Genomic DNA, 19,413 nt, shown 5'->3' with positions numbered 1-19,413 from the left:
GGACGCTTCGGGATATCCCAGATGGCTTGCCGATYGATCAGCCTCGCGTATGAGAACTCATCCGGTCCGTGGGCTGCCTGGAACTGCTCATTTCCAGCACGGGGATCCGGAGGAACGGCCTACGGGTTAGACGTTCAAGCAAGAACCTGGGGATGCAGACTTTATAAGTAGTCATCGCTACAAGGAGAGTAAGCATTGACCCAAACGATCCTAAGACCATTATCCGGGAACATCGCGAAGCGTCCAAGTCCGAAATTTGTATTCCGGGCGAGCCCGGAATACAAAACCTATATTCACTTGTCAATGTGCAAAAATGAACTGGAAATTGACATCAACCATGGATTTGAAACTTATTATACGAGGAGGACATGCTATGAAAAAATTAGTCACCCTCGCCTTAGCCGGTGCGCTGGCGCTGCCGTTCTCGTTCGGGCACGGGGCCCATGCGCAAACCCAAGCTCAAAATTCCCAACCTATGACGATTAAATATTACTTTAAAACCTATAAATATATTATCCGCTGCCCGTATAGCGGCGCCTCGTTTGACGTGCCGATCCAAGCGGTTCCCAATCCGTCGGTAAAAACACCGGCACAAAACACGCCGGCCAAGCCGTCGGCCGGAAATACGACGGCACAAAAACCTCCGGTTCAAACCCCGTCTTCCAACAGCAATCAAAACAAAGCCGGGTACACCCTGAGCCAATTTGAACAAAAAGTCGTCGATTTGACCAACCAAGAACGGGCCAAACAAGGTTTGGCGCCGCTGAAAATCGATACGACGTTGTCCAAAATGGCGCGGGATAAAGCGCAAGACATGCGCGACAAAAACTACTTTTCCCACCAGTCGCCAACGTACGGTTCACCGTTTGACATGATGAAAAAATACGGCATCACTTACCGCGCCGCCGGTGAAAACATCGCGGCTGGCCAAAAAACGCCCGAAGAAGTCGTCAACGCTTGGATGAACAGCGAAGGCCACCGCGCCAACATCTTGAACCCGAACTACACCGCCATCGGCGTCGGCTACGTTCAAGGCGGCTCCTACGGCTCCTACTGGGTCCAAGAATTCATCGGAAAATAAGCGGCGGTTTGCTAACAGGAAAAGCACCGGGATTTCCCGGTGCTTTTGTTTTGCGCTGAAGCCAACGCGGTGTTCACTTGCCGCTGCGACAGATCGTTATGCAACAGATCCCGCGGGATGTCGCCTTTCTCCCGCAACGAATGATGGTTCCTTTAGCAGACTGAGATGCGCTCGCGTTTCATTCTTCGTCACGGAAAGGCTTCCAGACGTCGACGACGTCCCCGTCCTTCGCCTGGTCGACGACAAACGTCCCGTTGTGGTAGCGGTCAACCGGCCGCACGTCGCTGGCGGCGATCTCGACGGTTCGTCCGCTTTCGGTCCGGAGGCAAACGATGTCGCCTTCTTCGACCAACTGCGCCCCGACGATCCGATGCGGATGGGTCTTCAGCTCGCGCAACATGACGAGGCCGCGGCGGGCGCGGGTTGATTTTTCCATGGCGTTGTAAATCGCCAGTTTCTTCACCGCGCCTCTTTGCGTCGCGATCAACAGGTCAGGCCCCGCCCCGACCGGAAACACGAGGGCGCTCGCGACCGCGTCATCGCCTTTTAAGTTGATCGCTTTGACGCCAGCGGTGCGCACGCCCACCTCTCCGGCCTCCGCTTCGTCAAACCACAGGCCGTAGCCGTTGCGGGTCAAAACCAACACGTTTGCCGTGCCGTCCGTCCGGTGTACGGCGACGAGTTCATCGCCGTCTTTTAATTTGATCGCGACGAGCGGTTTCGAGTAGCGCTGCGCTTGGTATAACGAAAGCTTCGTGCGCTTGATCATGCCGTTGCGCGTGATGAAGGTCAAATAGTGGTCGGCGGAAAAATCCGCGACGGGAATGGCGGCGATGACCGTCTCATCGCTGGCGATCGGCACGAGCTGGGCGACGTGCTGGCCGACATCCTTCCACTTTTTGTCAGGCAGCTCGTGCACCGGCAAATGGAGATAGTTGCCCTTGTTCGTAAACACGAGCAAAATATCGGTCGTGTTCATCGTCCCTTGGAAGAGCGGCCGATCCGTTTCCTTCATGCCGGTCGCCTCCCCGTTCGACGCCGCATAAGAGCGAAGGCTCGCCCGTTTCACGTAACCTTCTTTCGTCAACGCCACTTTCACGTCTTCCGAGGCGACCATGACTTCTAGGTCGATTTTGATTTCTTCGATGTCGGCTTCGATTTTCGTCCGGCGCGGATCGCCGTATTTTTCCTTGATTTCCGTCAATTCTTTTTTGATGACGGCGATCAATTTTTTCTCCGAGCCGAGGATGCCTTCGAGCCGTCGGATCGTGCGTTCCAGTTCGTCCGCTTCCTTCTTGAGCGTTGCGATGTCCGTATTCGTCAACCGGTACAATTGCAAATTGACGATCGCTTCGGCTTGCGCTTCCGTAAACCCGAATTTGGCCGACAGATTATGTTTGGCGTCCTTTTTGTCTTTCGAGGCGCGGATCGTCGCGATCACCTCGTCGAGAATGGAAACGGCGTGGATGAGGCCTTCGACGATGTGGCGCCTTGCCCGGGCGTTTTCCAACTCGTATTGCGAGCGGCGGGTGACGACTTCCTTTTGGTGGTCGATGTACGCCTGCAGGATGGCTTTCAGCCCCATTTGTTTCGGGGTTTTATTGTGGATCGCGACCATGTTGAAATTGTACGTCACTTGCAGGTCGGTGTTTTTGTAGAAGTAATTCAGAACGCCCTCGGCGTCGCCGTCTTTTTTCAATTCCACGATGATGCGCGTGCCCGTCCGGTCGGTTTCGTCGCGCACTTCGGCGACGCCTTCCACCTTGCGATCGAGCCGGAGCTCTTCCATCCGCTTCACGAGGCTCGCCTTGTTCACCTCATACGGCAGCTCGGTGATGACGATTTGTTCGCGGCCGCCGCGCAGCGGTTCGATCGTCGCCTTGCCGCGCAGCACCACCTTGCCGCGCCCCGTTTCGTAAGCTTTTTTGATGCCGTCGAGCCCTTGGACGATGCCGCCGGTCGGAAAATCGGGGCCTTTGATGACGCTCATGAGATCGTCCAACGTGCAATCCGGGTTTTCCATCAGGAGGATCGCGGCGTCGATGACTTCCCCGAGATTATGGGGCGGGATATCCGTCGCATAACCGGCGGAAATGCCGGTCGAGCCATTGACGAGCAAATTCGGAAACCGGGACGGCAGGACGACCGGCTCCAGCGTCGAATCGTCGAAATTCGGAACGTAATCGACCGTTTTTTTGTCGATGTCCCGGAGCAGTTCGGCGGCGATCGGCGAAAGCCGCGCTTCGGTGTAACGCATCGCCGCCGGCGGGTCGCCGTCGAGACTGCCGTTGTTGCCGTGCATTTCGACGAGGACGTTGCGAACTTTCCATTCCTGGCTCATGCGAACCATGGCATCGTACACCGACGCGTCGCCGTGCGGATGGTAATTGCCGATGACGTTGCCGACGGTTTTCGCCGACTTCCGGAACGGTTTGTCGCTCGTATTGCCGTCGCGGTACATGGCGTACAAAATGCGGCGCTGCACCGGCTTCAAACCGTCGCGGACGTCGGGAAGCGCCCTTTCCTGGATGATGTATTTGCTGTAAATGCCGAAGCGGTCGCCGATGACCTCCTCCAGCGGTAAGTCCAAGAATTTTTCCGGTTGCGCCACGATCTCATACCCCTTCCGTTATCGACAAGTTCTCGTTGGCCAAAATGTTGGACTCTTCCTCCAGCCCGAAGGCGACGTTGGCTTCGATCCATTTGCGGCGCGGCTCGACTTTGTCGCCCATCAAGATGGAGACGCGCCGTTCGGCGCGGGCGATGTCATCGATCTTCACGCGGATGAGCGTGCGCGTCTCCGGATTCATCGTCGTCTCCCAAAGCTGTTCGGCGTTCATTTCGCCCAACCCTTTATAACGCTGCACGGTATAGCCTTTGCCGACTTTTTTGATGGCCTCTTTTAAACCTTTTTCATCCCACGCGTACTCCACGACTTCCTTGCGGCCGCTGCCTTTGCTGACTTTGTACAACGGCGGCAGGGCGATGTACACCTTGCCCGCCTCAATGAGCGGCCGCATGTAGCGATAGAAAAAGGTGAGCAAGAGCACTTGGATGTGGGCGCCGTCGTTATCGGCGTCGGTCATGATGATGATCTTGTCGTAATTCGCGTCCTCGACGCGAAATTCCGGCCCGACGCCGGCGCCGATCGCATGGATGATCGTATTGATTTCTTCGTTTTTGAAGATGTCGGCAAGCTTCGCTTTTTCCGTATTGATGACTTTGCCGCGCAAGGGCAATACCGCCTGGAACGTGCGGTCGCGCCCTTGTTTGGCGGAACCGCCCGCCGAATCGCCCTCCACGAGATAAAGTTCGTTCTTCTTCGGATTTTTGGAGGAAGCGGGCGTCAGCTTGCCGCTCAAAACCGCGTCTTTACGCCGCCCTTTCTTGCCGCTGCGGGCCTCTTCCCGCGCTTGGCGCGCCGCTTCCCGGGCTTGGGCGGCCTTGATGGCTTTTTTGATGAGCAACTCGCTCGTCTCCGGGTTCTCTTCAAGGTAATAGGCGAGCTGCTCGGAAACGACGTTGTCGACGGCGGAGCGGGCGTCGCTCGTCCCGAGCTTGCTTTTCGTCTGGCCTTCGAATTGCAGTTTGTCTTCCGGGACGCGCACCGAGATGACCGCCGTCAAGCCTTCGCGGATATCGCTGCCTTCCAAGTTTTTGTCCTTTTCTTTTAACAGCCCGGTTTTGCGCGCATAATCGTTGAACGCGCGGGTGAACGCCGTCTTAAATCCCGATTCGTGCGTCCCGCCGTCCTTCGTGCGCACGTTGTTGACGAAGGAAAGAATGTTTTCCGAATAGCCGTCGTTGTATTGGAAAGCGACGTCGACTTCGATGCCGTTTTGCGCCCCTTCGAAAGAGACGACCGGGTGCAACGCATCCTTGTCTTCGTTCAAATAATCGATAAACGCTTCGAGCCCTTTATCGTATTGGAAGGTGTCCGCGATGCCGGCGCGTTCGTCCCGCAGCGTGATCTTGAGGCCTTTCAACAAAAACGCGGCTTCGCGCAGCCGTTCGGAGAGCGTTTCATAGTTGAAACGAGTGGTGGTGAACACGGACGGGTCCGGTTTAAAATGAATCGTCGTGCCGCTGCCTTTGGCCGGCCCGAGCTTTTCAAGAGGCGTCACCGGTTTCCCGCCGTTTTCAAAGCGTTGCCGATACACGGCGCCGTCGCGCTTGATCGTAACAACGAGCCATTCGGACAAGGCGTTAACGACCGAGGCACCGACGCCATGGAGCCCTCCGGAAGTTTTATAGACGCCTCCGCCTCCGAACTTGCCGCCGGCATGCAAGACGGTGAAGATGACTTCGGGCGTCGGTTTGCCCGTCCGATGCATCCCGACCGGAATGCCCCGCCCTTTGTCGGCGACGGAAACGCTGTCATCTTCATGGATCGTCACGACGATTTCATCGCCGAAACCGGCGAGCGCTTCATCGACCGCGTTATCGACGATTTCATAGACGAGATGATGCAGTCCGCGGGCATCCGTCGAACCTATGTACATGCCGGGGCGTTTTCTTACCGCTTCCAGCCCTTCTAATACTTGTATGGCGTCTTCCGTATATGTCGTCTGATTCGCCAAATGCGCTGACTCCTTTCTTAACCGCAGAGCTTGCTATATTTAATATACACCATAAGAACAAACGTTTCCATTCTGTTCAATGAAAGGCGGTCATGCGCGATCGTTCTCGCGATCGCGTTTTCCTGTTTTATTATGTATTTTCGCAGGATGCCGAACCCATTTGAGCGTTTGGGTTCAATCGTTTCGCGCCGTGATAGAATCAAGCGTTTCCAAACGCTTTTTTCGTCAATAGTCTTCCTGCTTGCGCCGCAACGCGCGTTTGCCGCCGGCCGGCTTGCCTGATCAGAACACCCTTCGTTATACAAAGCCGGTCACGTTGTATCATACCGAACCCTTTGCCATTTCCGCAACCCGCCGGATGGATTTATGGAGCATTCCTTCGCCCTTTCGACGGGGCTCGCCGCCGCCGAACGGGCACTTGATGTGGAAGACGCGCACGGGAATGCGCGCCGCCGCGTGCAAAGCGGAAAATCCCCACCTTGCCGACAAGATGGGGATTTCGCGCAAAACGTGCATACATGTCCACGAGGCGGATGTTCTGGTGAAAAAGAGGAAGCTCATTCACCGAGCAAGCGTTGATATTCCACTTTGATGCAGCGATCCATGACGACGGTCATCCCGTGGCCGCGCAAAAAATCGTACGCCTTTTCATCGAAAAGGCCGAGCTGCGCCCAATAAACGTCAGCACCGATGGCCACGGCGTCTTTGGCCGTTTCCAAGAGAAATTCGGGCCGGCGAAACACGTTGACGATGTCGACGTGTCCGCCAATCTCCCGAAGGCTGGACGCCGCCTTGATGCCGAAGACGGATTCCACCGTCGGGTTGACGGGAATGATGTCGTACCCGTGTTCCAGCATGTATTTTGCGATCTGGTAACTCGTCCGCTCCGGCTTGTCGGAGAGACCGACGACCGCGATCCGCTTTTTCGTCTGCAAGATCTCCTTCAACGTCTGATCATCGGGAATAACGATAGCCATGCTGTTCTTCCTTTCTTGGCGTGACAGCCCGCGTCGGCTCTATGCGGTGGCTGGGCCTTCATCTTGCGGTTGCGGGCGCTGTCTTTCTCGATTACAGCCGATACACTTCCCGGTACTTGTTCGTCAAGTAATCGATCAAATATTGGGCGTTGAGCGTTTCGCCAGTTGCTTCGCGCAAGATGTCCATCGGCTTTTTCAGCCCGCCGAAGCGGTGGACATGCTCGGTGAGCCATTCGCGGATCGGCGCGATATGGCCGCGGCGCAAGTGGTCGTCAAAGTCCGGCACATCCTTCAACATCGCATGCTTCAGTTGGGCGGCGTATAAATAGCCGAGCGCATAGGACGGGAAATAGCCGAAATCGCCTCCGGACCAATGGATATCCTGAAGGACGCCTTCCCGGTCTTCTTTCGGGCGAATGCCGAGGTATTTTTCCATCTGCTCATTCCAGACCCCCGGCAAATCCTTGACCTTCAGATCGCCGTTAAAGAGGCCTTTTTCGATTTCATAGCGGACCATGATATGAAGCGGATAGGTCAATTCATCCGCCTCAATGCGAATGAGCGAAGGGCGCGCCACGTTGATCGCGCGGTAAAAGGCATCGAGATCGACGCCGTCGAAAAGCCCGCCGGCAAACGTTTTAAACGGCTCATAGTAATGTTCCCAAAACGCGCGCGACCGCCCGACAAAATTTTCAAAAAACAAGGATTGCGATTCATGCATGCCCATGGATGTGCCACCGCAGAGCGGTGTGCCGATCAAATCCGGGGAGATGTTCTGTTCGTAAAGCGCGTGTCCTCCCTCGTGCATCGTTCCGAAAATGGCGACTTGAAAGTCGTTTTCATTGTATTTCGTCGTCACGCGGACGTCGCCGGGGTTCAACGCGGTTTCAAAGGGATGCTCGGTTTCGTCCAGCCGGCCCGCGTCAAAGTCATAACCGATTTCCTTCAGGATATAAACGCTGAAATCGCGTTGTTTATCCTTCGGGAAATACCCGTAAAGGAACGATTCTTCGGGCGGCTCCGCCGCTTCGATTTCTTTGACGAGCGGAACGATGCTTTCTTTCAGCTGGCCGAAGACGCGGTCGAGCACGTCGACGGTCACGCCGGGTTCATAGAGATCGAGAAGCGCATTGTATTTGTTTTCATGATGCCCCCAATACTCGACCATACGATGAGTAAAATCGACCAGTTTTTCCAGGTAGGGGCGCAAAAGCGAAAAATCGGATTTTTTCTTGGCTTCTTGCCAAACGGTTTCCGCATTGGCGCGCAACACAACGTATTCCCGATATTCCTCTTGAGGGATTTTCACGTTGCGTTCATACTCTTTGCGGCATTCTTCGACCGACCGTTTCGTGATGTCCGAGAGCTGATCTTGTACGGATGGATCGCTGAGAGCATCCAGATAATGTTTCATCTCGTCGGACGTCGACAGATTAAACACGTGCTGCGCCAGCGTGCCGATGACTTCCGAACGCTGTTCCGCCCCTTTTTTGGGGGCGCCGGTGCGCAAATCCCAGCCGAGCACGCCGATCGCTTCTTCGTAATTCTTCATCGTTTTGATGAGGTTGAAAAAGCCTTTCTCGATGTCTTGAATGTTCTCGCGCATCGCGTTCCCACCTTTACACAAAAGTTGTACGACGGTAAATATTCGCTGCCGAGGGCCTGTTTTCCTTTTGTATGGCTCCGCCACGGATAAAGTCATAATTTTTCATATGTATACGTAATAGAAAAAGCCCTCATCGTGAGGGCCTCGACGCGTTATTTGCGTTCTATAAGCCATGTTCTGTACCTTTGTACTGCAAGCGGATTTCTCCTCGTACGCCGGCGGTAATCATCTATCTACGGGCGACGGAGCGCCCGTCCCTCCTTCCGTTCATTTCCTTCCGGAGGGCTCCTCTACCATAATTTGAGTTTCTCGCTCGCGGGGTTTACCGCGTTCCACTTCCGCCGTTTCCAGCGGAACTGCGTCACTGTGGCACTTTCAAGGGTACGACGCCATATCTTGCGACTTAGGCGCATCCCCTGCCGTTAGCCCAGCCGAAGCCGGACTACCCTGGCTTATGAATTCGCCAGGCGCGAACACTACGGTCATCGCAGACCGTGCGAGCATGGACTTTCCTCTGCATTCATTAAGCGAATGCAGCGATTACCCGAACGCAAATAACGCGTTACAACCTTTAATTATAACCTCATCGAACCGCCCGTTCAATATCCAATTAATACCAATTTATTCGTGCAAACGGCTGCCGAAAACGTGTTTTTCCAGATTGGACAGGCGTTTCAAGATGTCGTAATTCGTTTGCCCTTGCGTCGCCATCGGCCGCCGTTTTTCGGATTTGTATTGGGTCAACTCTTGCTTCAACCGTTGATTGTCTTGTCTTAACCGTTCGATTTCTTTATTCATGATTTCGTAATCTTTAATGATTATATCGAGAAATTGGTCGACTTCATCCGGTGAGTAGCCGCGCAAAGCTGTTTTAAAATCCTTTTCAAGGATGTCTTTCGTCGTCAGTTGGGTTAGTTTTCCATCCACAACGATCACCTCAAAGTTTCATGACCTTTATCTTCTATTGTTTCAAACCCCCGTACCGTTGTCAATCACGTTTCCAAATCGCCGCCGCCCCGGGTTTCGAACCATTCCCTTTCCGCATCCTCCAAGTCATAACGGTTGATGTAAAAAACTGGATAGTCGTCTCCCGCCGCGCGCCGCTCCGCCGCCCTGAGGAAATAGACGGGCGAGCCGGGCAGGTCTTCATCATATACAATGAGCAGGCCGTCGGTCTTTTGGACGATGAAATCGTTTTTCAGCCTGAGCTGCGCCGGCGATTCATACGGCCGCCGCGTAATCGCCGCCACGTGGTCGGCCCGGGCCAGCATCTCGAAATATTTTTCTTTCATCGCCTCCGGCCAGCGGGCTTCCTGTTCCAAAAACGGCATGAGCACGGACAGCTTGACGTCGGGGAACTCGGCCTTCAGCTTATGGACGGCCTCCGCCGCCCACCATTCCACACCGGGCTGCCCGCTCGTCACGAACCATTCCGTTCCTTCTTCCGCAAACGCGCGCATTCGATTATAAAGGACATGTTGGATGATGCGGATGCCGGGATGTTTTTCGGAAAAAATGCCGAGCTCCCACGGCCGATAACCCGTCACCGCAAGCGTTTTGATCATATCCATCACCAGCAGGTTGCACGATTTTTGCGACGGGTAAACCCGTTCCGTTCAGAAAATAAAGCGGCCGGCCAGCGGGTTTCGCACGCTCCCGCCTGTCGAATCCTCCCTTTGGACAAAAATTTTTCGACAAAAGGAGGTGCCAGCCGCCGTGCGCTGACACGCCATCCGCTTATCGGCTCGAAAAGATGCCGTTTTTGCGCTTGCCCGGGGAATATTTCCGGGGATGAACCAACGCGCTGATCGAATGAAGAACGATCAACCGAGGCCATCATGCGCCGTCCTCGCCCGCGATTTTCTGTCCGAGGCGGGCCAAAAGCCGGCCGCGCCGTTGTTCCAGCGCCCATCTTTCTTTTTCATATTTATCCGGCGGAAGCGCCGTCTCCCTTTCCAGGCGATCCAGCGCCCGTTCGGTAAAGCTTAGCGCCGATTCGTAGGCCTTATAATGGTGTTCAAACATCTTGGCGATTTCCACGTAATCGGAGACGCCGCGCGCCAAACCGTGCTCCACCATATACAAATATGTTTCCAACGCCTTGTCCGTTGCCCCACTTTTTTTGTAGCACTCCGCGAGCAACCCGTGCACACCCGCTCTCTCGACGCCGGGTTCGTCCGGATCCAGGCTTTCCAACAGCGCGATCGCCCGGTCGTAGCGACGGAGGGCCGCGAACCAACGAGCGATTTCAAACGCCTCGTCCCCGGACAACGGCACGCCGTTCCCGTGGATGAGCCTTGACAAATGGCTGTAAAGCGCGACCAATGTCTTGATGTCATCCGCGTTGTGGCGGAAGATGCCTTCAATGAGGGACGCTTTCGGGCGCTTCAGGAATTCGAAATAAAGAAACGGCGCCATATGGCCGGGGATGTCTCCGCTTCGCTTAAACCCCAGCACCGTTTCCTCAACGGCGGACAAACGCATCGATTCAAGGCGATGTTTCCACAACCGGCGGGCGGCGTGCAGCAAATCGAAATGGCCGAACGCGGGCAGCTTCGGGACGGCATCGCGGACGAATTGCACGCGCGTCTTCACGCGCGGCCAGTCGAACGCCTTGCCGTTGTAGGTCACGAGGTTGGACAACGCCTTGACGTCGGTCAAGAAATGGTAATAAAACGCCGTTTCGTTGCCCGGACCGGGCAGAAAATATTGCGTCAACTGCAGGCGGTCGCCACGAATCGCCCCGCAGCCGAGCAAGAAGATCATATGTCCGGCGCCGGATGAAAGCCCCGTCGTCTCCGTATCAAAAAACAGCAAATCTTCCGCCGCGAGCCCGCGCGTCGACAGCGGATGCGGTTCGGGATCATGCTGCCACATGGCGACGGCCTCAAAAATATCGTTTAACGGCCGCCTGCCGTGGTATTGATCGAGCGGGATCGTCTGCTCTTTGACGAGGATCGCCTCGCCCTCAAACGTGCGCACCTCGGCCTCCAGCCGCTCGGCGGCTTCTTGCATCGCTTCCGTCAAGTGCGGGTCAGCCGGTGTCGGGCGGATCGGTCCAGCCGGTTCGGAGGGTGTTCCGTTTTCCGCCGGCCGCGCCAAATGCCGTTTGTAGCGCTCCAGCTGTTTTTTAAGAGACATGGCTGCCCTCGACATGAAGCGCTTTGAGCCATTTCAGAACGACCGGCTTCGCCCCCTCGCCGTCTGCGCCGACGCAAGAGGGACAGCCGGTTTCGCACGGACACCGCTCCACCATCTCCCGCGCCGCGTTGAGCAAAACATCCGTCATCTCATACAGCTTTTCACTTAAACCGATCCCGCCCGGATATTGGTCGTAAAGGAAGATCGTCGGTTTTCCGTTATGGGGCGCCTTGATCATCGGCACGACTTCAATGTCCTGCGGGTCGCACATCACAAAAAGCGGAGCCGCGTGCCGCAGAAGATGGGCGAGGCCGACGAGCGCTTGTTCCGCGGCCGGCTTGCCGAACCGCTCTTCCAACTCGCCGTCGAAACCGATCCAGGCCGAGGTCGTGTGGATTTCCTCCTCAGGTAAATGGATCGTACCCCAGCCGACATTATCGTGGGTCTCAAAGCGGATTTTTTTGAAAATCGTCGCCTTCGCGCGCACGGCGACATCGCCGTAGGCGGTCTCAAACAGCGGACCGCGTTTTTCCTTGTCGACCTCCAACACTTCGAGTTGGACGGCGAGGTTGGCATCGGTGTAATAATTGACGTCGACTTGGCGGACGAACGCCTTTTTCTCTTCCCAGTCGAGCTTTTCGACCTGATATTGTTCGCCCTGGTGCATATAAATCGCCTCTTCATGCAGAAGCGTCATCGCGCTGAAGCGGTCCATTTCGCCGATGACCTTGACGGCACCCGGATGGGTTTGATCGATGATGACGACATTATCCTGCGCCGCCGAACGCAAGCTGACATTCGCTGCCGGAAAAGCGTCGGTCATCCAGAACCATTTGTCCCCTTGAAAATGCAAAACATCCTGGTCGGCGAGATAAGTGCAAATGTCCTCGACGTCGATGCCGTCGAACGTTTCCCCTTTTTTAAAAGGCAATTCGTACGCCGCGCAGCGAATATGGTCGACGAGAATGATGAGGTTGTCCGGATTGATGCGCGCTTCTTCCGGATTGCGTTCAAAGAAATAATCCGGGTGTTGGATGATGTATTGGTCGAGGGGGCTCGATGTCGCGACCAACAGGATGACGGCCTCATCCTCCCGGCGCCCGGCGCGGCCTGCCTGTTGCCACGCGCTCGAGATCGAACCGGGATAACCGGTCATGATGCACGCCTGCAGCTGGCCGATGTCCACGCCGAGTTCAAGTGCATTGGTGCTGACGACGCCGTGGATTTTTCCTTCTCTCAGCCCCCGTTCGATTTCGCGGCGTTCGGACGGCAAATACCCGCCGCGATACGCCCGGATCGTCGCCCGCTCGGTTCGCGCGGTATTGAGCGTCTGCAAATAATTGAGCAAGATTTCCACGCGCAGGCGGCTGCGCGCGAACACGATCGTCCGGATGCCGTTTTCTAAAAACAGCTTGGCCAATTCCTTGACGACGAGCGAGGCGCTGCGGCGAATGTTCAACGCTTGGTGAACGACGGGCGGATTGTAAAAAATAAAATGTTTCGTGACTTGCGGCGCGCCGTTGTTGTCGATGAGCACCATCGGACGGCCCGTCAAGCGTTCGGCGTGCTCCTTGGGATTGGCAATCGTCGCCGACGTGGCGATGAAGACCGGGCGGCTGCCATAATAGGCGCAGATTCTTTTTAAACGGCGGATGACGTTGGCGACATGGCTGCCGAACACCCCGCGATACGTGTGGAGTTCGTCGATGACGACGAATTGAAGATTTTCGAAGAGCGACACCCACTTCGTGTGGTGCGGCAAGATTGACGAATGGAGCATGTCTGGATTCGTCATGACGATCTGGCCGGCTTTCCGGATTTTTTGCCGAATCGTCGCCGGCGTGTCGCCGTCATAGGTGTCGCCGTGAATGGTGACGCCCAACTCGGCGATGAGCTCATTCAATTCGCTTTTTTGATCTTGCGCCAGCGCCTTCGTCGGAAACAAATAGAGCGCCCGCGTGCTCGGGTTTTTTAGAATGGCGTCCAAAATGGGCAAATTGTAGCAAAGCGTTTTCCCGGAAGCCGTCGGCGTGACAGCCACAAAATCCCGGCCCCGGGACGCCGCCGCGTAGGCATCGGCCTGATGCGTGTAAAGCGCGGTGATGCCCCTCTTCTTTAACGCTTGGACGAGCCGGGGATCGACGCCCTCCGGAAAAGGAACCGTCCGCGCGGCGCGGCCCGGTATCGTATGCCAGTGCTGCACGTTGGGATCCGCTTTAAGCATCGCTAAAATGTCCGCCAATGATTTTCTCACTTTCATATAGAAAAGGCGTCCAAGCCCGCCTGTTCTGGCGGGATAACGCCACCCTCCTCTCCGACGCGTCATCGCTCGAAGCGAACGTTTCGCCAAACAAACGTTCGAAACATAAAATCCACTGAGTGCCTTTCGCGTGGTTTTGCGCTTTTATGCGAATGAACTTTTCTATTGAAGCGGAAGCGGTTCCTGGCCTGCCGCTCCGCTTCGCTGAAGCCGCCGCGTTCGCTTGGGTCGCAACTCCATAATGGTTGGTTGAAATTTCCTCTTCTTTAAGAAGAAAATGGATTTTTTTAAAATGAATCCTTGTTGTCCTGATTTCGATCGAACGCGCGGTCAAAGTCGCGAGACATCATTTACTTATAATCATACCAACTGAGCAAACCGCTGCCAATGGAAATGGTGAACGCAGGAATCAACGGGAGTCACGAGGGCACCGGAAAGCGCCGCACGGTTCGACCAGCCAAAAAATTCGAGCGCCGCTTGGACGGCGGCGCTGGCCGATCATGCAACCGCGGTGCGGCGCTTTTCGCGAAATCGAGTTTTGCGCGGTGCCGCCACATAGACACCGGCGAAAGTGGCACGCTAAAAGGAAGGCGATCCATGCTGGAGAAAAGAGAAAGGAGGCGCTGACCCCATGACGGATGAACGGCCGCACCCTTCACATGGCCCGCGCAAGGAACGGCCGGATCGGTCGGCGCAAGCCTGCCATTCGGAGTCGCTTCCCGCCGATGTTCACGGCCTGCGGACGCTCATTTCCAACGTCTATTTTATCGGCGGATCCGACGGCGAAGAGGGATGGGCGCTCGTGGACGGCGGCGTGGCAAACAGTGAAAAGAAAATTTTAAGCCGAGCGAAACACCGCTTCGGTAGCCGGCCGCCGGAAGCGATCATCTTGACCCACGGCCATTTCGACCACGTCGGGGCCGTCAAAGAGCTGGCCGATGAATGGGGCGTCCCCATCTACGCCCACCCTCTTGAGCTTCCCTATTTGACCGGCATGAAAAGCTATCCGCCCGCCGATCCGGCCGTTGGCAGCGGACTCTTGGCGCGCCTTTCCGGCCTTTATCCGAACGAAGGCATCGATCTCGGCGGCCGCATTCAACCCCTTGAACCGCACGGCCGGATCCCGCATCTTCCGGAATGGCGCTGGCATCATACTCCCGGGCATACGCCCGGGCACATTTCGCTGTTTCGCGGGCGGGATCGCGTATTGATCGCCGGAGACGCATTCATCACCGTCCGCCAAGAATCGCTCGCGGCGGTGCTCACGCAGCGGGAAGAAATACACGGGCCGCCCGCCTACTTTACGACCGACTGGCCGAACGCTTGGGAGTCGGTCAAAAAGCTGGAGGCGCTGAAACCGTCCGCCGCCTTTACCGGGCACGGCCGCCCGATGGCCGGAGCGGAACTTGCGCGGGGATTGGAGCGGCTCGCCGACCATTTCGATGAGATCGCCATCCCGAAGCACGGCCGCTACGTGCATTAATCCGGCCCTGCCGCGATCCCGCGCCATGCGTTCAGCGGCGTTCTCCGCCTTGCCCCTTACCGTTCACCGCCGCGGTTAAGCCGGCTTTTTACCTGTGAACTGAAAAGAATAACGTTTATGTATCGCGTGATCGATCCGCATAAAAATGGGTTTATGTATGCCAATCCGCGGGCTTTGTGAACGCGTCGGCAATGGCCGCTTTTCGACCGCCTTCGCGATTGGCGGAGGCGCTGCATGCCGCTGCAAGGCGCCAAATCACCCTCATATAAATAAAACCGAAGGCGTCTTGTCTTCATTTGCCGCAAAGACTCGCTAAGGCCTCCGGAAATGGACACAATAAAACCTTCCGGCGTTCCGGCAAAGGGCGCGGGAAGGCTTTTATGGATCCCTATGTTTTTTATTTTAAGCCCTCAACCCATTCGAGGTTTTCCTCCGCCATTTTTTCCGTTTCTTTGGCATGGCGCTCATAGACGAAAATGGTCGACAGCATGCCCGCCATAATGCCCAGCAATCCGCCGCCCAACAAAAAGCCAAACCCCGTCATCAGTCCGATGTTTTGATCGCTGAATCTCCCGAGGAAAAGGCTGACGATCGTCAAGACGGCGCCAATCGCCACATACCCTAATGAAAACGCATACAACATTGCGGTCATCTTATTGTTTTTCCTCATCAAGGTCACCCCCGTACTATATACATACTCGATGTTCACAAATTTGTCAAACTTATTTTTTAAAAATGTTAGATAAAACACAGAAATTATTTTTCTGCGCCATCTGAAAAGCCTCGGCAACCGCATCCTATGATCGCGACGGGGCGCGCCGGCGGCCACCAAGGCTTCATTCGCAAAAAAATAAAAGGCCCGCCCGTCAGCGGACCCGTCTGCAAAATCACGCGTCGTCGGCGCTCGCCACGCCGCCGTCAGCGAACGCCTCTTGCCGTTTTTCTTTTTGGAAAACCGTTAATGATTGTGCGCGAGGCCGAGCGCCTCATAAACGGCGGTAAGATCCGTCGTCGGGCGCCGGCAACGAAAATGCTCGCATAAATAATAAGTCGTCTCCCCGTTTTCCGTATTAAAACCCGCCGTAAATGACGCCAGGCGGTTCAACCGCGCGCGATCGCCGACAAGCGTCACGACTTCGGGAAGAAACGCCGATTGGAGCGCGCCGAGCTTTTCTTTGGCGCCATCCATGGTTTCGGTGACGACCGCGAGCTCTTTCGTCCCCGCCCGCGCGATCATAAAAGCGCTCAACAGCCAGGCGTACCCCATGGGATAGCGGTCGACTTCGTCGCCGAACGCGTTGAACATGTGGTCGACATAGCGTTCATAATCGATCTCCCCGGTCCGGCGCGAAAACCGCAGCAGTTCATAAGCCGCCACGCTGTTGCCCGACGGCACCGCTCCGTCATAGACCTCTTTCGGCCGCATGAACAGATCGCTTCGGTTATTGAGATAAAAGCCGAAGGCATCGTCGTCCCAGAACCGTTCGATCATGCGGTCCGCCGCCCATCGCATTTTTTCAATATAGCTCCCGTCAAAGGTCGCGTCATACAAGGCGTCGCACGCCCACATGAAATAGGCGTAGTCGTCGAGAAATCCCGGAATACCCACTTCGCCGTCGCGATAGCGGGCATACAGTTCATCGCCGTTCATCATGCGGCGGGTGAGAAACCGAAACGCGGTTTCGGCGGCCCGCAAATATTCGGCGTTTTGAAAGACGCGCGCCGCGGTGGCGAGCGCCGCGATCATTAAAGCATTCCACGACGTCAAGATTTTATCGTCCTTGTGTGGCCGGACGCGGCGCCCTCGCGCCTCCCGAAGCTTCCGGTTCCAGGCGGTGATCTCTGCCTTTAACGCTTCCGGCGACACGCCTTCTTCGGCGGCAATTCGCGCCAAAGAGCGGCCGACGAGGTTCGGCAAGCTCCGGCCTTCAAAATTCCCTTCCTCCGTGATGTCAAAGATCCGGCAGTATAAATCGCCGTCTTCACCTAAAACGGCGCGGATTTCATCCGGCGTCCACAAGTAAAACCGGCCTTCCTCCCCTTCGGAGTCGGCGTCTTCGGCGGAGTAAAAACCGCCGTCGGCATCGCGCATGTCGCGCGTGACGTAAGCGAAAATGTCGGCGACGACGTCGCGGAAGCGCGCCTTCCCCGTCACTTGCCACGCCTCGGTATAAGCGAGCATGAGCATCGCTTGATCGTACAGCATTTTTTCAAAGTGAGGGATCAACCATTTTTCATCGACGGAATAACGCGCAAAGCCCCCACCAATATGATCGTGAATGCCGCCGTCGGCGATCCCTTCCAACGTTTTTTCGACCATGCGCAGGGAGCGGTCATTTCCATTCAAATGGGCATACCGCAAGGGTCAGGAATAGCCAATAGATACGAACACTGGCTTACCTTCCCTTTTGGCTCTTTGGAAAGCTTCAGGTCCCCAAGGAAACCAATCCACCGGATTATGTGCATGTTGCAATAGGTAAGGTGATTTTTCATGAATTAATCGATTCGTGTATTTTTTTCCATGTACTGACATCTCTCAACACTTCCTTTTGAATTTTTTCATTATTTAATTATTGGTTCAAACTAAAAGGAATATTACCATACTTACCTCTAAATTTCACCTGACATTATTCCGAAAATAATAACTTTTAATCAAGAACTTAGAATATCAAAAAAGCGCTGGTATCATCTTTGAAATTATTCAGAGGTGATACAAAGATGATTAATTTAACCAAAAAGCAAGAAAAGACTATAACATCAAAATCTGGATACAAAATAAAAATCATTTCTAATAAACCAACTTTAAGTTCTATTAAAAACTTTTCTCTGGCTTTAAGTACCTATTTAGAAAAGGAAAGTGATAAAAACCATGTATAACTATAATATTGTTGAAATAATAAACGCTCTTTCCATTGAATTTGTTGCGGTCAAGTCCATTTTATTGTGTAAATTTCCCTTTGATAGAAACATGGACCTGATGACCTGACGTATGGCAGGTAAGTCCGGCAAGTCTCCCTGCCGGTCGCCTTCCCGGACTAACGATCATGTTGTCAAGGAGCAGGCGTGTCAAGGCGCTTTCGCGGCAACTCCTCGCTTCCGAGGTATTTCACGTTCTCCTTGACACGTCGAAGAAATTATCCCACTTTCTTGATCGACGAAACTTCCTGGTTCATCGTTTGAACGCCTAACTCTTTCGTTTTTCGCCACTGCCAATAGTCGGACATATCCAGGTATTTACGTCCCGATATCCATTTTTCGTCAATTTCGATCAACACGGCGCCTACGAGGCGATACACCGATTCCCGGTTCGGAAAAATGCGGATCACCCGTTCTCTGCGGCGGATTTCCTCATTGAGCCGTTCGATGCCATTGGTTGTGCGCAGGCGCCGCCGGTAACGCTCCGGATAGTCCAAGACAGCCGTGGCCTCTTCGAATCCCTCTTCGAGGATTTGCATCGCTTTAGGGGCCTTCTCTTCCCATTTGGCCAACACTTGTTCCAATAACAGCCGTGCCGCCTGCTTATTGGGGGCGTGAAGAATCCCGCGAATCTCATCGAGTAAAGCATTCTGTACAGACTTTGGTGCCGCATCGAGGATATTGCGAATAAAGTGCGTTTGGCATCGCTGCCACGTCGCGCCTTGGAAATGTTTTTCAATGGCTCGCACCAGTCCGCCGTGTTGATCGGAAAGGATCAAGTCCACTCCCCGGAGTCCCCGGTCTTTCAGCCATCCGAAGAACTCGCTCCAGCTGGACTCCGATTCACTGTTTCCGATTTGCAGGCCAAGAATTTCCCGGTATCCTTCCTCATTCACTCCTGTGGCGATCAAAACGGCTCTGGAACGTACCCGTCCATCCTCCCGGACTTTCGTATAAATAGCATCTACTAGCACAAACGGATACACATGTTCATGAAGGGAATGGTCATTCCAGTCTTGGATCATCGGATCCAGCCCCTTGCACAGCGAGGAAACCGTGGATTTGGAAAACGAAGTCCCGCACAATTCTTCTGTGATTTGAGTGATCTTGCGGGTAGACACTCCGTTTACAACCATTTCCATGAGGGCCAGTACCAGAGCTTGTTCGCTCCGTTGATCGCGTTGAAAGAGTTCGGTGGAAAATTCCCCATCCCTTGTCCGCGGCACGCGCAAGGTCAACCGTCCCACCCGAGTCGTCAATTGCCGGGGATAAGACCCGTTTCGATAGCCTTTTCGCTCCTCTGTGCGCTCATAACGGCCGGCGCCAAGTTGATCCGTTAACTGGGCTTCAAGGATTTGATTCAARGACC

At 54.9% G+C, this 19,413-nt stretch carries 15 protein-coding genes and 1 other RNA gene; 3 read left to right on the top strand and 13 right to left on the bottom strand.

Annotated elements, in window-relative coordinates; translation table 11 throughout:
• The first annotated feature begins 373 nt into the window (after positions 1 to 373).
• Entirely contained in the window at positions 374 to 1,081 is a 708-nt protein-coding gene (locus CCB157_RS15660) for a CAP domain-containing protein (protein WP_077616782.1), read from the top strand.
• Between the two features lie 178 nt (positions 1,082 to 1,259).
• On the opposite strand, the gene parC is transcribed toward CCB157_RS15660, so the two are convergent.
• The 9 genes from parC to CCB157_RS15605 form a co-directional block, all read right to left on the bottom strand.
• A complete protein-coding gene (gene parC, locus CCB157_RS15655; protein WP_077616781.1) occupies positions 1,260 to 3,692 on the bottom strand; it encodes a DNA topoisomerase IV subunit A in 2,433 nt (810 codons plus the stop codon).
• Between the two features lie 4 nt (positions 3,693 to 3,696).
• Positions 3,697 to 5,661, bottom strand: coding sequence for a DNA topoisomerase IV subunit B (gene parE, locus CCB157_RS15650; protein WP_077616780.1), 1,965 nt, complete (start codon positions 5,659 to 5,661; stop codon positions 3,697 to 3,699).
• A gap of 557 nt (positions 5,662 to 6,218) precedes the next feature.
• Positions 6,219 to 6,638: a CoA-binding protein gene (locus CCB157_RS15635; RefSeq protein ID WP_077616777.1), complete on the bottom strand. Its 420-nt coding sequence runs from the start codon at positions 6,636 to 6,638 to the stop codon at positions 6,219 to 6,221.
• Between the two features lie 91 nt (positions 6,639 to 6,729).
• Complete coding sequence (locus CCB157_RS15630) at positions 6,730 to 8,244, bottom strand: carboxypeptidase M32 (protein ID WP_077616776.1); 1,515 nt, start codon at positions 8,242 to 8,244, stop codon at positions 6,730 to 6,732.
• A 161-nt stretch (positions 8,245 to 8,405) separates the two neighbouring features.
• Positions 8,406 to 8,796, bottom strand: an RNA gene (gene rnpB, locus CCB157_RS15625) — RNase P RNA component class B.
• Between the two features lie 69 nt (positions 8,797 to 8,865).
• On the bottom strand, positions 8,866 to 9,171 hold the full coding sequence (gene gpsB, locus CCB157_RS15620; protein ID WP_193432317.1) for a cell division regulator GpsB: 306 nt from the start codon (positions 9,169 to 9,171) through the stop codon (positions 8,866 to 8,868).
• A 65-nt stretch (positions 9,172 to 9,236) separates the two neighbouring features.
• On the bottom strand, positions 9,237 to 9,806 hold the full coding sequence (locus CCB157_RS15615; protein ID WP_077616784.1) for an SLOG family protein: 570 nt from the start codon (positions 9,804 to 9,806) through the stop codon (positions 9,237 to 9,239).
• Between the two features lie 274 nt (positions 9,807 to 10,080).
• A complete protein-coding gene (locus CCB157_RS15610; RefSeq protein ID WP_158077349.1) occupies positions 10,081 to 11,385 on the bottom strand; it encodes a ribonuclease H-like domain-containing protein in 1,305 nt (434 codons plus the stop codon).
• Positions 11,375 to 13,645: a DEAD/DEAH box helicase gene (locus CCB157_RS15605; RefSeq protein WP_077616774.1), complete on the bottom strand. Its 2,271-nt coding sequence runs from the start codon at positions 13,643 to 13,645 to the stop codon at positions 11,375 to 11,377. The genes CCB157_RS15610 and CCB157_RS15605 overlap by 11 nt, the downstream gene beginning before the upstream one ends.
• 631 nt (positions 13,646 to 14,276) lie before the next feature.
• Between CCB157_RS15605 and CCB157_RS15595 the strand changes: the two genes are divergently transcribed.
• Entirely contained in the window at positions 14,277 to 15,128 is an 852-nt protein-coding gene (locus CCB157_RS15595) for an MBL fold metallo-hydrolase (RefSeq protein ID WP_077616772.1), read from the top strand.
• A 397-nt stretch (positions 15,129 to 15,525) separates the two neighbouring features.
• Here the strand turns inward: CCB157_RS15595 and CCB157_RS15590 are convergent, their stop codons facing one another.
• The 3 genes from CCB157_RS15590 to CCB157_RS15580 form a co-directional block, all read right to left on the bottom strand.
• Positions 15,526 to 15,798 carry a hypothetical protein gene (locus CCB157_RS15590; protein WP_077616771.1) on the bottom strand — a complete coding sequence of 91 codons (273 nt, stop codon included), beginning with the start codon at positions 15,796 to 15,798 and terminating at the stop codon, positions 15,526 to 15,528.
• Positions 15,799 to 16,086: 288 nt separating this feature from the next.
• Entirely contained in the window at positions 16,087 to 17,475 is a 1,389-nt protein-coding gene (locus tag CCB157_RS15585; protein ID WP_077616770.1) for a thioredoxin domain-containing protein, read from the bottom strand.
• A gap of 18 nt (positions 17,476 to 17,493) precedes the next feature.
• Positions 17,494 to 17,661 carry a DUF255 domain-containing protein gene (locus tag CCB157_RS15580; protein WP_077616769.1) on the bottom strand — a complete coding sequence of 56 codons (168 nt, stop codon included), beginning with the start codon at positions 17,659 to 17,661 and terminating at the stop codon, positions 17,494 to 17,496.
• Between the two features lie 185 nt (positions 17,662 to 17,846).
• On the opposite strand from CCB157_RS15580, the gene CCB157_RS17705 reads away from it, so the two are divergent.
• The gene (locus tag CCB157_RS17705; RefSeq protein ID WP_158077348.1) at positions 17,847 to 18,005 is read left to right on the top strand and encodes a hypothetical protein; all 159 of its coding nucleotides are present in this window, start codon (positions 17,847 to 17,849) and stop codon (positions 18,003 to 18,005) included.
• Between the two features lie 257 nt (positions 18,006 to 18,262).
• On the opposite strand, the gene CCB157_RS15575 is transcribed toward CCB157_RS17705, so the two are convergent.
• Positions 18,263 to 19,413, bottom strand: a 1,151-nt coding sequence (locus CCB157_RS15575) for an IS256 family transposase (RefSeq protein ID WP_143287099.1), incomplete at its 5' end; no start/stop codon positions are given.

Origin of the sequence: Caenibacillus caldisaponilyticus (assembly GCF_002003465.1) — a bacterium.
Lineage (GTDB): Bacteria > Bacillota > Bacilli > Bacillales > Sporolactobacillaceae > Caenibacillus > Caenibacillus caldisaponilyticus.
Note: the sequence above shows the minus strand (reverse complement) of the source record. Positions and strands in the feature narration are given on the sequence as shown.